The sequence below is a fragment of the Daejeonella sp. genome (assembly GCF_036405355.1).
Taxonomy (GTDB): Bacteria; Bacteroidota; Bacteroidia; order Sphingobacteriales; family Sphingobacteriaceae; genus Daejeonella.
In genome coordinates this window covers 72,042-86,592 of record NZ_DASWXT010000032.1, presented here as the reverse complement: position 1 = coordinate 86,592, position 14,551 = coordinate 72,042, and the positions used below count along the sequence as shown (strand labels likewise).

Genomic DNA, 14,551 nt, shown 5'->3' with positions numbered 1-14,551 from the left:
TGATGTCCGTAAAGCAAATGCTTCAGGGAATGGTTTCACCTACCCGGGAAGATATAAAAAGCTACTTTGGGACGGCCCAAATATGAAAATTACCAACTTTGATGAAGCCAATCAGTTCGTTAAACGGGAGTACCGTAAGGGCTGGACGTTGGGAGCGTAGTAAGTTGTACGTTATTAGTAATAAGTAATAAGTAATAAGTAATAAGTTTTATGGCTGCTTCATATTAAATGAAGCAGCCATAATTTCTTTGGTCTTTAGTCTTTGATCCTTGTTCTTGTTCTTTTCTCATATCTCAAATCTCACATCTCAATACTATTATTGCACCAGCAAATTACACCCCCTGATATCGCTGTGATCGAATCTGCCCAGGACTTCAAAACTTCCATCATCATAGCATTTTCCAAGATCTTGGGTAGCTATAAACGAACAGGAGTGGATATTTGCAAGATCAATAATATTGATTCCGCCGGTGGATTCATTTCCTAATAGAGTAAGCGGATCGTTAGTATCCCTGATTCTCACTTTCATCCATGGGGGAGTCTGAAAAATCCCTGATCCTTTAGAATAGGCCTGTGAGAGCAGTTCAGTCATACCGTATTCTGAATGAATTCGCTGCACTCCAAAACCCGCACATAAGACTTCATGGAGTTCTGTTCTAAGAATTTCCTTGCGCTTTCCTTTCATTCCACCGGTTTCCATAACGATCAGCTCCGGAAACTCAATGGAGTGACTTTCTGCAAAATCCAGCAGAGCATAGGTTACGCCAATCAGGATGGTAGGTGTTTCAGAAGCCTTGAGTTCCTCAAGTGTCTGTTTCAAAAGATCATGATTGTCGAGAAAATAGCCACTTTTTTGATGATTGCTTAAGCTGATCAGATCATTAACCATATAAATTAATGATGATCCTTCCCGCTCAAGATAGGAGGGCAGCAGGGCCAGAACAGCGTATTTACTGATCTCGCCATAAAACAGACTAAAAGTTTTTCTATAGCTTTTTATGTAGATATCGATATCCTTTACATAATGCTTACTCTGGGTCATTCCTGTCGTACCCGAACTACTGAAAATAGTTTTTGCATTATTTTCTCCGCATATAACCTGCTGGCTTTTGAAGAATTCTATTGGTAAAAAGGGAATACTGTTGTAGTCTTTTACCTTCCGGATATCAATCCCAAGATTACTGACAAAGCGTCCATAAACCTCACAATTCCCGACCTGATAGTTGAAAATCTCAAGAGACAGTTTTTCAAATTCCAGAGAATCAGAAACAGAGAAAATATGATCCGGGTTTATGTATTGCACATACAAAGATAAGAAATGCGTTGCTAGTTGAGACCCGATAGCCATCGGGTTGAGAAGGGAGAGTTGAGACGATAACTATCGGGTGGAGATCAAATGAACTATTAATAGTCTTTATTCCTTGTTCTTTGCTCCTTGTTCAAGTAAAAAGCAAAGGGATTACCCGACTCGAGTGTCGTTCAAGCCTTGTCCTACCCTTGTCCTACCCTGTCTGTATCGGTATAAGGTCGGTATAAGGACCCTATAAGGTCGGTATAAGGCTTGCAAGAAATTCTTTGAAGGGATTATTGATTTGATTAAATACTAATATAATAAAAAATAAGATCATATCCACAAAACCTTTTATCTACCAAATTGAACTGTCAATTATCAATTATCAACTGTCAACTTTTCTTTATCGCTTCTTTGAAGTAAAATCCTGATAGTCCTGAAAACCCGGATGCAAGTCCGCCGATTATTCCAGTAAGTAACAGCACAATTATCCAGTTAAATGAAGTGTCGGGCAGACTTAACATGCTCCCGACTCTGTTAGCCAGGATATTTTCATTTGGCAGAGTATGGATTAATCCCATACCTATCCATAAAAGGAATATAGCCAGAAAAGCTGACCCAAAGGCCTGTTTACCCGACCTGGCCATCCAGAAAGAAATACCAAAGGAAATGGGAGCAATGATCCACCATGGAAGAAAAAATTGTAAGATCAGAGAAACTACGGCAATAATAAGTATTAGCATGATTTTTTAATTTAAGATTTTAGCCGGTTTATTTTTTACTTAATTTCCAGGAAGTAATAATGCGTTTTGATTTCTCATCTTTTGTTTTCAGGTAAACCAGTTCATTTAGTTTACCATCCGACCAGGTATCGATCATATCATCATAATAATGGCTGCCCGGATTCCCTGACTCACCTCCGGGGAATACACCGTAAGCTTTTACATCCTTGCCAAGTGCAACGATCATTCGCCATGAAGGGCCATTGCTTTCACTTGTTGCATTAACCGATGTTTTTGAGCCTCCATTATAAAGGAACTTCGATCCGAATCCTGCCACCTTGGCCAGATGGGGAACATGGGTCTTTTTCAAGTTAGCCCATGCCCAGTCACTATCTAAAGGACCGAATTTTCGCTGGAGACTGTCGATAGCAAATTTAAAAGAGGCATTAACCAGATCAGCCCGGGTTTCTTTTTTTGCAGTTTTTACATTATCCCACCATACTGCATCGGGCTCATTTAGAAGTAGCTCTACATTCCTGTCGCGGGAAGGGTATCGCATTGGCGTTTTCGGATCTCCAAATTCGTCCTGCCAGATCTGAAGCCCCAGATTCTTATGCCAAAGTTCAAATATGCTTGCCCCGATTTCATCAGCATCGAAAAATTTATTCCATTGGCTAACAATATTGAATCCTTCTCGTTCACTGGCATTCAGTTTCTCGGAATCAACAAGGCTGACCAGGGTTGATAAAATATTTTCAGCAAGGATACTGTAATTATCATTCTGTAGATTTTGAAGGCTATCAACATTTGCCTGAGTCATTACCGATAGTCTTTTGTTGATGCGGTGTGAACGCTCGTAACCCGAATATTCCCAGTTAAGGTAATATGGATAGCTCTGATCAGATGGAAACTGATTTGCCGAGCTTACAAAATTCCGTTCAGGGTTCTTTACAGTTGGGTTATGTTCTGCCGGAATCCTGCCTTTCCAGTCGTTTGCAGGATCTGTTCCATCTAGCAAAAATTTGCCCTGTCCCTTCCATTTCAATGGGAAATAGCCATTAGGTGTGATCGCAATATCATTTTCAATACTGGCAAACACAAAATTCTGTGCAGGAGCAGAAAAATAAGTAAGCGCTTTACGATAATCGGCGTAATTCTTTGCCTTATTAAGGGAGATGAAGGTTCTGACGTCATTTGAGCCAATATGGGCGACCCATTTTAAGGCATGTCCGGTCGGAATATTATTGATCTTTGGAAAATTATCAGGTCTTTGTTCACTGGTATAAACTACAGGGCCATGATGAGTATACAAAACAGTATCAGTCAATATTTCACCATTGCTGATTTTTATGTTCTCAATCCTCTCCTTTACAGGGTTCCATTTATTATCGTACCAGTATTCCTTTTTTGAAGCGTCTTTAAACTTAATATTGTACCAGTCAAGAACATCAGCGCCTACATTCGTTACTCCCCATGCCACATCCTTATTAAAACCAATGATAATTCCAGGTGAACCAGGAATCGAAACCCCGCAGGCATTCATATCATTGGATACAAGCTGGATCTGATACCAGATAGCAGGCAGGGTAAGGTCTAAGTGAGGATCATTGGAGAGTAAGGGATAGCCGCTAGCCGTTTTCTTTCCTGAAAGCGCCCAGTTATTACTTCCGATACCTTCTTCTTTTTCTTTTGTTTGTATGTTAGACGCCGTTTTATTTTCACTAATGGCAGGCATTTGCGGGATGTTTACCGGATCAAAATCCCATTTCGTTCCAACAGGTATGATTGGATCCTCTCTGAAGGGGTAATCAGGGAAAAGATTTTTCGTAATCTCCGGCCCATACTTCTGCAGTATATTATTCATGTAAAATTCATTGGAACCTCCGGCAAGGGTGGCCGACATGAGTTTCAATAATAAGGCAGAGTATAATGGTTGCCAGTCTTCGGGTTCATAATTCAAAAGCTTGAATTCAATTGGATAATCTGCAGATTTTAAAGAATGAATGTAGGCGTTTACACCTGCAGAATAGGCATTCATTATCGCCTTTATTTCAGGGTCCTTCATCATAACTTCCACCATATTCTCAGCTCCGAAGCTCATTCCCATACGGCGCTGGTATCGATCGAGCTCAATCGCTTTAGGTCCTACAACCTCCGAGAGTCTTCCGGCAGCAAAACGCGTCTGAAAATCCATTTGCCATAGTCTGTCTTTTGCAGTGATATAGCCCTGAGCAAAATACAGGTCATGATCATTGTCAGCGAAAATATGAGGGATCATCTGATCATCAAAATGGATTTCAACCTGGCCATTTAAACCTTCAATTGTCAAATTCTTTTCAGGATCCTGTACTTTACTTTCAGCATTTGCCCAGAAACCATTAAATGGATCAAGGAATCTGGCGAGAGGAGGAATATCCCCAAATTTATTATTGAGGACATAAATCAACGCAAAGGCAAAAAGACCTGAAATGGCTGCTTTAACTATTTTCATGAGATTTTTTAAAAGATTAAATATGTTAAAAATTAATAGTTAATTCAAAATATTGTTTGCTTTAATGGAATTTAAAAAAAGCTCAAATCCTTTGTTATTTAAGAGTAGGGCCAGTATTTTACTATGCAAGCATAAAAAAAATATCAAAATCCTTTGTTTGAATTAAAATATTACAGTATTTTGTATAGTTAAAATGTATTTAACCAATATAAATCTGAGAGTTATGAACAGAATCATTACTTGTTTTGCCTGTTTTTTAGTTCTGCTTACAATGACCATATCAATGGCTTTTGCTCAAAGCGTTACTATTTCGGGAACTGTCACCGACAGACAAACAAATGAAACCTTACCCGGGGTTTCCATTAATGTAAAAGGAAAATCAATTGGGGCATCTACAAATGCAGATGGTAAGTTTACTTTCAGTACATCTGAGAGTACCCCATTTACGATCGTGATCAGTTATCTTGGTTATAAATCAATAGAGCAGGAAATAAATGCATCTGTTTCTGACTTGGTATTTGCATTAGAATCTCAGTCTATTCTTGGACAGGAAGTTGTAATTGCCGCTTCACGTACCCCGGAGCGGATTTTGGAATCTCCGGTTTCAATTGAGCGTTTCGGACAGGCCGCAATACGCGAAACTGCATCACCGACCTTTTATGACGCCCTGAATAATTTGAAAGGTGTTGAGATGAGTGCTCAAAGTTTAACTTTTAAATCAATCAATACCAGAGGTTTTAATGCCAATGGTAATACCCGTTTTAACCAGTATGTAGATGGTATGGATAATCAGGCTCCCGGTCTGAATTTTTCAGTGGGTAATATTATAGGTATATCTGAACTGGATGTAGATAATGTCGAATTACTACCAGGTGCTTCCTCTGCTTTATATGGTGCAGGTGGTATCAATGGAACAATGTTAATGACATCAAAAGATCCATTTACTTCAGAAGGTGTCAGCTTTTCTATCAAGAAAGGAATAAACCATGTAAATGATCCGCTGCGGGATACACAGCCATTTGAAGAAGCAGGAGTACGGGTTGCTAAGGCCTGGAATAAATTTGCATTTAAGACTACATTTTCATTCCTGCAGGCAGACGATTGGCAGGCATCGAACTATTCTAACTTCGACCGTACCGCAAGAACCTTTAAAAACGGTGACAGGAGCACTGATCCAAATTATGATGGTATAAATAGCTATGGTGATGAAGTGAGTCAGAATATGAGAATTATTGCAAACTCAGTTCAAACTGCAACTAATGCAGGTGTCGCAGCGGCAACAGGAGGTGCAATTCCGAATATAATCGGAATGATCAATGCCTCTCTTCCTCCAACGGCTACGCCAGCACAGATTGGTGGATTTTTGAGTGCTTTTCCGGCTGCATTAAGGCCCACAATACAAAATGTTCTTCCTTTCAACTTCGGTTTGAGAGCAGGAATTATTCCTGATCAGGCGGTATCAAGAACTGGTTATAATGAGGTTAATCTTGTAGACTATAATACCAAATCATTAAAAACATCGACTTCATTACATTATAAATTAAGTAACACAGTTCAGGCCATTTTTCAGGCTAACTGGGGTTCCGGTACATCTGTTTATACTGGTTCAGATCGTTATTCACTCCGTAATTTCAGTATCGGACAATACAAACTGGAGTTAAAGGGAGAAGACTTTATTGTTCGTGGTTATACCACGCAGGAACGTTCAGGAGATTCTTACATTTCTTCAATCCTTGGAAGTTATATTAATGAAACATCAAAAGCAAGTACCACATGGTTTCCTCAATATATCGGCAATTATGTAGGTGCACGTTCTGCCGGTTTACCTGATGCTCAGGCACATGCAATGGCACGTTCTGTTGCCGATCAGGGTAGGTTTGAACCTGGATCTGCAGAATTCGCAGCTGCCAAAAACAAAATTATGAACACAACTATCAGTGCAGGTTTAGGAGCAAAGTTTGATGATAAAAGTAATCTATGGCATTATGAGGGGATGTATAATTTCACAAATGCTTTGAAAGGTGCTTTGGATCTTCAGGTTGGTGCATCATTCAGAAGATATGATCTGAATTCCGCAGGTACTGTATTTGATGACCTTAACCGTACAATTGATATAGATGAGACCGGTGCCTTTATACAAATGGGTAAAAAGCTAAGTGAATCATTCAAACTTGCTGTATCTGGTCGCTATGATAAAAACATGAATTTTGAAGGACGGTTTACACCTAGAATTACGGGTGTTTATACCGTTGCGCCTAATAATAACATCAGATTGTCATACCAAACCGGATATCGTAATCCAACCACACAAAATCAGTATATCGACCTTTCTGTTGGTGGTGGATCAACCCGTTTAATTGGTGGTTTACCTGAGATGGTTCAAAAGTATAACCTATATACTAATAAACCATTTACAGATGTCAGCTACAGGAATTTCCTTGCTTCAGCTTCAGCTGGTGCGGCAAACCCTGCTTTGCTTCAGACCTATACATTCGATCCTAAAGGAGTAAGACCTGAAAGTGTTAAGGCTTACGAACTTGGATACAAAGGATTACTTGGAAGTAATGTATTGGTTGATGCCTACGGATATTATAATACCTACAAGGATTTTGTTACTGCAATTGAGGTATTCCAGCAAAACGGAACCGCATTTACCAAGTTTGGTGTACCGGTGAATGCTGCCGGTGATGTTTCTGCTTATGGAATGGCACTTGGACTGGATTATTTAGTCGGAAAATTCAATCTGAATGGAAATATTTCATATAACCAGATTGGGGATCTCCCTGCTACTTATGTAAATGATTTTAACACTCCAAAAGTACGCTACAACCTGGGAATCAGTAATCGCAGTGTTGCAAAGAATGTAGGTATGAATGTTTCATATCGCTGGCAGGATTCATTCTACTGGGCATCATCTTTTGCCTCAGGAGCGGTTCCATCTTTTGGAACTGTAGATGCACAGGTAAATCTGAAAATTCCTTCAGTAAAGGGTATGGTTAAGATCGGAGCATCAGACATCTTCAATAAATACTATGTAACATCATACGGAAACCCTGAGATGGGCGGTATGTATTATATTGGATTTACATTTAATCAGTAAGATCAGGAATTCTATAGGGTTCTGCTTAAATGATCTGAAAATTTTATACTAACCAATTTATAAGTCTCGTTCCATGTAATGGAACGGGACTTATTTATATAGAAATATGGCAGATTCGATTTTTATTTCTAACTATGTGGCTTAGTATGAATTTAAGCGGTATACAAAATTGTTTAAGTTAAACTTTAGCCCCGGCTTCTCATATATCTAACAGGAGAAGACGTTTAATATATAATAAAGAATAAAATATGGAAGTAAGTAAGGATCCCTTATCTACGATTTTGGATGTCAATGATCTTGAGGATGATATTCAACACGTAAATAATCCTATTGTGGGGCTTGAGCCCATAGTTAAGAAGTATCTGGCAGATGTAAAAGAGTACCGGCAGGAAGGCAATAGTTTTTTCTTCTCTGACGGGAGTGCTCAGGTTGAGGTACGTGTGGTAAGTGATGAAATAATACGGGTCAGACTTGCTCCACAGGGAGTATTCCTTGAAGAGTTTTCCTACGCTCTCAGCCATACCGAACAAAAAGTTACAGTTTTCTCCTGTATTGAAGATGAGCATACTTATAGTGTTCAAACAAATACAGTAGCCTGTAAAATTAATAAGAGCGATTTTTTTATATCCTTTGAAGATATTGATGGCCATTTAATTAATCAGGATCTGAATGCGATGCATTGGGAAGAGAATGTTGATTTTGGTGGGTATTATGTATACGCGACAAAAAAATGCAATGAAGAAGAAAGTTTTTTCGGATTAGGAGATAAGTCGAGTGATTTCAACCTGCGGGGTAACCGTTATATAAATTGGAACACAGATGCTTATTCTTTTGGGAAGGGGCAGGATCCGCTTTACAGAACCATCCCGTTTTATATGGGCATTAATCAAGGTATCAGCTATGGGATATTTTTTGATAATACCTTCAAAAGCCATTTTGATTTTGCCTGTCAGGAAAAGGATAAAGTAAGCTTTTGGGCTGATGGTGGCGAAATGCAGTATTATTACATTCATGGTCCGCATATGATGGACGTTTTAAAGCGTTATCATAGTTTGACAGGCACTCATCAAATGCCGGCAAAATGGACACTGGGTTTTCATCAGTGCCGCTGGAGTTATTATCCTGAGAAGAAGGTAAAAGATATAGCCCGTAATTTTCGCGAGCGGAAGATTCCTTGTGATGCAATCTATCTCGACATAGATTACATGGATGGATATCGCTGCTTTACCTGGAACAGAAAGTATTTCCCTGATCCCGCGAGGATGATGAAGGAATTGGCTGACGATGGATTCAAGACGGTGGTTATCATAGATCCGGGAATCAGGGTTGACGAAAACTACCGGATATTTAAGGAGGGTAAGCAAAATAATTATTTCTGCCGGCGTTGTGATGATTACTTTATGGAAGGGCATGTCTGGCCTGGAAGATGCCAGTTTCCAGATTTTACAAATCCTAAAGTAAGGGAATGGTGGGGAGGATTATTCAAGGAGCTTGTGGATGCAGGAGTAGCCGGAGTTTGGAATGATATGAATGAGCCTGCCGTTTTCGGATCAGGTACCTTTCCTGTTGATGTGCGTCATAATTACGATGGATTTCATGGATCGCACCGCAAAGCTCATAATATTTATGGTATGCAGATGGTACGCTCCACTTATGAAGGATTGAAAAAACTTCAAAAGAATAAAAGGCCATTTACTATTACCAGAGCAGGTTATTCAGGTGTTCAGCGCTATGCCACAGTGTGGACTGGGGATAATGTGGCATCATGGGAACACCTTAAAATAGGCATAGTGCAATGCCAGCGTTTATCAATATCAGGTATCTCTTTCTGTGGTACAGATATTGGTGGTTTCAGTGGTGAACCTGATGGTGAGTTATTTGCACGCTGGATACAGATGGGAGTATTTTCACCATTCATGAGAGCACACTCAGCTGGGGATACTGCAGAGCGTGAGCCCTGGAGTTTTGGACAGGAGTATGAAGATATCAACCGTAAATTTATTGAGCTCAGGTACAGATTGCTTCCTTACATTTACTCGGCTTTTTGGGAGCATCACAGGCATAGTTTCCCGATTCTCAGGCCATTGGTCATGCAGGAACAGGAAAATGTGCTCACACACAGTATCCAGGATATATTTACTTTTGGAGATAAAATATTAGTCGCTCCGGTTAGTGATCCGGGTGCGACAAGTAAAAATGTGTATTTGCCTGTTGGTAAATGGTATGATTACTGGACCCATGAACCTTTTGCCGGTGGGCAGGAACATCTGGTATCTGCACCTATTGATTCAATGCCAATTTTTGTGAAGGCGGGTTCTGTTATTCCTGAATCACCCCTGATGCAGTATGTAGGTGAGTATGAAGTTGATGAGCTGGTTTTTCAGATTTATTACTCCGACTACGAAGTGAATTCTTTCTATTTTGAGGATCACGATGATACCTTTGCCTTTGAGCAGAATATCTACCTTGAGAAAAAGTATGTGGTGAATGGCGATCATAAATCCATGACGATAGTACAAACCGTAGAAGGTTTATTTACACCTCGCTATGAAACCTATGATTTGAAGATAATTGGCTTGCCATTTAGCCCTTCTAAAGTGTTGATAGATGGAAAAGAATTTACTAATGATCTGGAGTTTGATGAATTGAAGCGTGTTAGAATAAAGTCGAGTAAGAATTTCAGACGAATAGAAATCCTTGCCTGATATATTGTAGTCATTAATTAAATATTCATGTAATGTAATCTACCCTAATTATGGCAAAAAAAGTTAATGCCATTCAGGCTGTAAAGAACGAATCTGTATCAACAGAGTCATGGTATTCCCGTTTTTCGGATTTTGATATCAGTCTTTTCAGATCGGGTAAACATTACAGGTTATATGAGAAATTAGGTTCTCATGTTGTTGAACATGGAAGAGTTAATGGGACATATTTTGCAGTATGGGTTCCAAATGCCCACCAGGTTTTCGTAGAGGGTAATTTTAACGGATGGAATAAGGCCTCTCATCCCATGCAGGTCAGATGGGATGAATCCGGTATATGGGAAACTTTTATTCCAGGGATTGGAACCGGGGAAGTTTATAAATATTATATTCAGTCAAATTCAGGAGAGAGTCTTGAAAAAGCTGATCCCTTTGCATTAAGATGGGAGGAGCCGCCATCTACAGCCTCTATCGTTTGGGATACCTGGTACGAGTGGAAGGATGGCCCATGGATGAGATCAAGGTATGATATAAATGCCCTGAATAAACCCATGTCGGTTTATGAAATGCATTTTGGATCCTGGGCACGTAGTCCTGAGTCGCCTGATGAGTTTTTAAGCTATCGCCAAATGGCAGAGAAGCTTATTCCATACCTTTTAGAAACAGGGTTCACCCATGTAGAATTTCTTCCATTAATGGAACATCCATTCTATCCTTCATGGGGTTACCAGATTACCGGATATTTTGCTGCCACTTCCAGATATGGAACTCCGCAGGATTTGATGTACCTTATTGAACAATTGCACCAAGCCGGAATAGGAGTGATTCTCGATTGGGTACCTTCTCATTTTCCCGGTGATGAACATGGCCTTTATCGTTTCGATGGAACTCATTTATATGAGCATGAAGATATGAGGAAGGGTTTTCATCCCGACTGGAAATCCTATATATTCAACTATGGAAGAAATGAAGTGAAGTCATTTCTGATCAGCAATGCTATATTTTGGCTTGACCGTTATCATGCCGATGGTTTGCGAGTAGATGCTGTAGCATCAATGTTATATCTCGATTATTCGAGAAAGGATGGTGAATGGATACCTAATGATGAAGGTGGACGAGAGAATCTGGAAGCAATAAGTTTTATCAGGGAATTCAATGAGGCGGTTTATTCTAATTTTCCGGATGTTCAAACCATTGCTGAAGAATCCACTGCATTTAGTGGTGTAAGCAGGCCTACTTTTATGGGTGGATTGGGTTTTGGGATGAAATGGATGATGGGCTGGATGCATGATACGCTCAACTATTTTGGGAAGGACCCTGTCCACAGGAAATACAATCATCAGGGAATAACTTTTAGTACTGTTTATGCATTTACGGAGAATTTCATGCTCCCATTTTCACATGATGAAGTAGTTCATGGCAAGGGCTCATTACTTGACAGAATGCCTGGCGATGAATGGCAGAAGTTCGCCAACCTGAGGTTATTATATCTGTATATGTTTACTCACCCGGGCACAAAATGCCTTTTTATGGGTTGTGAGTTTGCCCAATCTGCGGAATGGAATTTTAATCAGTCCCTCGACTGGCATTTGCTCGAATATGCACCGCACCAGGGCATCAAAGAGACAGTTACGGTATTGAATAAGTTATACCGATCAGAACCTGCTTTGTATGAAAAGAGCTTTGAGTCTGGGGGGTTTGAATGGATTGAAGGTGGGGATGCCGAAAATTCAGTACTTGTGTATACCAGAAAGGGAAATAATCCTTCTGATGATCTTCTGATTGTTTTGAACATGACACCGGTGCCAAGGAAGACCTGGCGTATAGGACTTCCAGCAGAGGGCAAGTGGAAGGTAATACTGAATTCAGATGATTCGCATTTTTATGGATCTGGTTTATTTCTGGATCAAAATGTTATTTCTGAAGAGATATTCTGGCACGGAAAAGTACAATCAGGCCTAATGAACCTTCCACCTCTTGCGGGTTTGGTGCTGAAAAAGGTTAATTGATCTTAGGGGAAGGCCCTTATTTGAGTTTTCCGCACACCCGATCCATCATCTCCATTACAATTAGTGCCTCCGAAGCTGAACATGGATTAGGGCCTTTATTGAGGAAATAATTTACAACCTGTTCAATCATAGGTTGTTGTACATGCGGAATTGGAGGAAAATGGAGGTCTTTGGTTAGACCTTCCAGCGTCAGTTGACATCCATCAGTAAAGATCGGAAAACGAAGGGTTCCCTTCGTTCCTTTAATTTCACAGAGATCAAGTTCTTTATCGGGTGTGATAGTGTAATCCCAGGTCCCTTTGAAAGGCACATTATCTCCAAAAATAATATCCGCAGTCACATAATCATCTGCCTGGTAATTCTTCCCCCGGTTAGATGAACTTCCTTTTACCGATTTTGGCTCCCCAAAAAAATAAAGCATCAAATCCAACTGGTGTGGAGCAAGATCATGAAATAGTCCGCCCCCTGAGATTGAAGGATTTACCCTCCATGTATCTGCTACACCTGGAGTAGGTGCCTGGGATAATCTGATTTCTGCAGATAGAATTTCACCCAGAGTATTATTTCGGATCAGGTTACGGATTTCTAAAAACCTGGGTTGAGCTCTGCGATAATGTGCAACACTGAGCTTACATGAATATTTTTCTGATGCTTCCAGCATTCTCCGTGCTTCAGAAGAATTCAGGGCCATAGGTTTTTCGACGTAAACCGGTTTACCTGCCTTAAATGCAGCGATGGTATATTGCTCGTGAGAATTGGGAGGGGTAGCAATGTAAATGGCATTAACATCCCGGTCATTGATCAGTGCATTAGCGTTTGAGTACCATTTTTTTACATGATGCCTTTGCGCATAATCTTGTGCCAGTGTTTTATCGCGGCGCATAACTGCCGCCAATGATGAGTTTGCAACTTTGTTAAAAGCCGGTCCGCTTTTGACTTCAGTAACATTACCGCAACCGATTATACCCCAAACTATTTTATCCATTATTTCCCTAACGCTGACAGGGTTTAAAACCCTGTCAGCGTTGCGAAAATAATTATTTATAATCGAAAAATCTGTATACGGTTAATATCAATTAGTAAGCGGTATTAGTCAAAACAAAAAACCCTGCTTTAAACATAAAGCAGGGTCCAGGTTAGTATAGAAAGCTATTAGAATATTATTTCACATTAGCGATATGCTGAACAAGGTCAATTAGTTTGTTGGAATAACCCCATTCATTATCATACCATGCCACAACTTTTACGAAGTTATCGTTGAGGGCAATACCTGCTTTTGCGTCAAATATTGAGGTACGCGCATCGCCAAGGAAATCAGTTGAAACAACATCCTCTTCAGTATATCCTAAAATTCCTTTAAGCTCACCTTCAGATGCTGTTTTCATTGCCTTTTTGATCTGATCGTAGGACGCTGGTTTGTTCAAACGGACAGTCAGATCTACCACTGAAACGTCAGCAACTGGAACACGGAATGACATACCCGTTAATTTTCCCTTTAATTCAGGAATGACCAGAGTCACAGCTTTGGCTGCACCTGTTGAAGATGGAATTATATTCTGGTATGCACCTCTTCCGCCTCTCCAGTCCTTTGCTGATGGTCCATCAACAGTTTTCTGAGTAGCAGTTGCGGCGTGTACAGTAGTCATTAATCCTTCCAGAATCCCGAACTCATCATTCAGCACCTTTGCAAGAGGGGCCAGGCAATTGGTGGTACATGAAGCATTAGACACAATTGTTTGATCTGCTTTCAGGTCTTTGTGATTTACACCCATTACAAATGTTGGAGTGTCATCCTTCGCCGGAGCGGAAAGAACAACTTTCTTTGCACCGGCCTGAATATGTTTTTGTGCGTCTGCCTGAGTTAGAAATAAACCTGTTGACTCAATAATGACTTCGGCTCCAACTTCACCCCATTTCAGGTTTGAAGGATCTTTTTCCGCAGTAACCCGGATAGTTTTTCCATTTACTACCAGGTGGCCACCTTCAACTTCAATTGTTCCTTTAAACTTACCATGAGTTGAATCATACTTAAGCATATATGCCATATAATCAGGCTCTACAAGGTCGTTGATGCCAACCACTTCAATACCTTCACGTTCAATTGCAGCTCTGAAAGCCAAACGGCCTATTCGGCCAAATCCGTTGATTCCAATTTTCATCTGTTTACTTTTTTGTTTTTATTGTCTTAGAATCCCCTGAATGAAACAGGTCTTATAAGTGCTTTAATGCAAATCAC

At 40.1% G+C, this 14,551-nt stretch carries 8 protein-coding genes and 1 pseudogene; 4 read left to right on the top strand and 5 right to left on the bottom strand.

The genetic code is table 11. The features are described from left to right. Window positions 1–160 (top strand): annotated as a pseudogene (locus tag VGE44_RS04490) (gfo/Idh/MocA family oxidoreductase); the annotation flags it as partial. 156 nt (window positions 161–316) lie between these two features. Here VGE44_RS04490 and VGE44_RS04485 read toward each other — a convergent pair. The 3 genes from VGE44_RS04485 to VGE44_RS04475 all read right to left on the bottom strand — a co-directional run bounded on the left by VGE44_RS04485 (window position 317) and on the right by VGE44_RS04475 (window position 4,504). After that, window positions 317–1,294 carry an acyl transferase gene (locus tag VGE44_RS04485; RefSeq protein WP_331076554.1) on the bottom strand — a complete coding sequence of 326 codons (978 nt, stop codon included), beginning with the start codon at window positions 1,292–1,294 and terminating at the stop codon, window positions 317–319. A gap of 389 nt (window positions 1,295–1,683) precedes the next feature. Beyond that, window positions 1,684–2,034, bottom strand: a complete 351-nt coding sequence (locus tag VGE44_RS04480; protein ID WP_331076552.1) for a hypothetical protein — start codon at window positions 2,032–2,034, stop codon at window positions 1,684–1,686. A 28-nt stretch (window positions 2,035–2,062) separates the two neighbouring features. Then, window positions 2,063–4,504 carry a penicillin acylase family protein gene (locus VGE44_RS04475; protein ID WP_331076551.1) on the bottom strand — a complete coding sequence of 814 codons (2,442 nt, stop codon included), beginning with the start codon at window positions 4,502–4,504 and terminating at the stop codon, window positions 2,063–2,065. A gap of 223 nt (window positions 4,505–4,727) precedes the next feature. Here VGE44_RS04475 and VGE44_RS04470 point away from each other — a divergent pair, with 223 nt between their 5' ends. The 3 genes from VGE44_RS04470 (at window position 4,728) to glgB (ending at window position 12,315) form a co-directional block, all read left to right on the top strand. Continuing rightward, entirely contained in the window at window positions 4,728–7,604 is a 2,877-nt protein-coding gene (locus VGE44_RS04470) for a TonB-dependent receptor (RefSeq protein ID WP_331076550.1), read from the top strand. Window positions 7,605–7,852: 248 nt separating this feature from the next. Beyond that, window positions 7,853–10,309, top strand: a complete 2,457-nt coding sequence (locus tag VGE44_RS04465) for a TIM-barrel domain-containing protein (protein WP_331076549.1) — start codon at window positions 7,853–7,855, stop codon at window positions 10,307–10,309. 50 nt (window positions 10,310–10,359) lie between these two features. Next, window positions 10,360–12,315, top strand: a complete 1,956-nt coding sequence (glgB, locus tag VGE44_RS04460; protein ID WP_331076548.1) for a 1,4-alpha-glucan branching protein GlgB — start codon at window positions 10,360–10,362, stop codon at window positions 12,313–12,315. A 16-nt stretch (window positions 12,316–12,331) separates the two neighbouring features. Here the strand turns inward: glgB and VGE44_RS04455 are convergent, their stop codons facing one another. Further along, on the bottom strand, window positions 12,332–13,300 hold the full coding sequence (locus tag VGE44_RS04455; protein ID WP_331076547.1) for a Gfo/Idh/MocA family oxidoreductase: 969 nt from the start codon (window positions 13,298–13,300) through the stop codon (window positions 12,332–12,334). 175 nt (window positions 13,301–13,475) lie between these two features. Next, the gene (gene gap / locus VGE44_RS04450) at window positions 13,476–14,474 is read right to left on the bottom strand and encodes a type I glyceraldehyde-3-phosphate dehydrogenase (RefSeq protein WP_331076546.1); all 999 of its coding nucleotides are present in this window, start codon (window positions 14,472–14,474) and stop codon (window positions 13,476–13,478) included. Window positions 14,475–14,551 lie beyond the last annotated feature (77 nt).

Excerpts from the sequence above, each read along its gene's own strand:
- VGE44_RS04480 (WP_331076552.1), bottom strand. The coding sequence starts at position 2,034 with ATGCTAATACTTATTATTGCCGTAGTTTCTCTGATCTTACAATTTTTT.
- VGE44_RS04475 (WP_331076551.1), bottom strand. The coding sequence starts at position 4,504 with ATGAAAATAGTTAAAGCAGCCATTTCAGGTCTTTTTGCCTTTGCGTTG.
- VGE44_RS04470 (WP_331076550.1), top strand. The coding sequence starts at position 4,728 with ATGAACAGAATCATTACTTGTTTTGCCTGTTTTTTAGTTCTGCTTACA.
- VGE44_RS04465 (WP_331076549.1), top strand. The coding sequence starts at position 7,853 with ATGGAAGTAAGTAAGGATCCCTTATCTACGATTTTGGATGTCAATGAT.
- glgB (WP_331076548.1), top strand. The coding sequence starts at position 10,360 with ATGGCAAAAAAAGTTAATGCCATTCAGGCTGTAAAGAACGAATCTGTA.
- VGE44_RS04455 (WP_331076547.1), bottom strand. The coding sequence starts at position 13,300 with ATGGATAAAATAGTTTGGGGTATAATCGGTTGCGGTAATGTTACTGAA.
- gap (WP_331076546.1), bottom strand. The coding sequence starts at position 14,474 with ATGAAAATTGGAATCAACGGATTTGGCCGAATAGGCCGTTTGGCTTTC.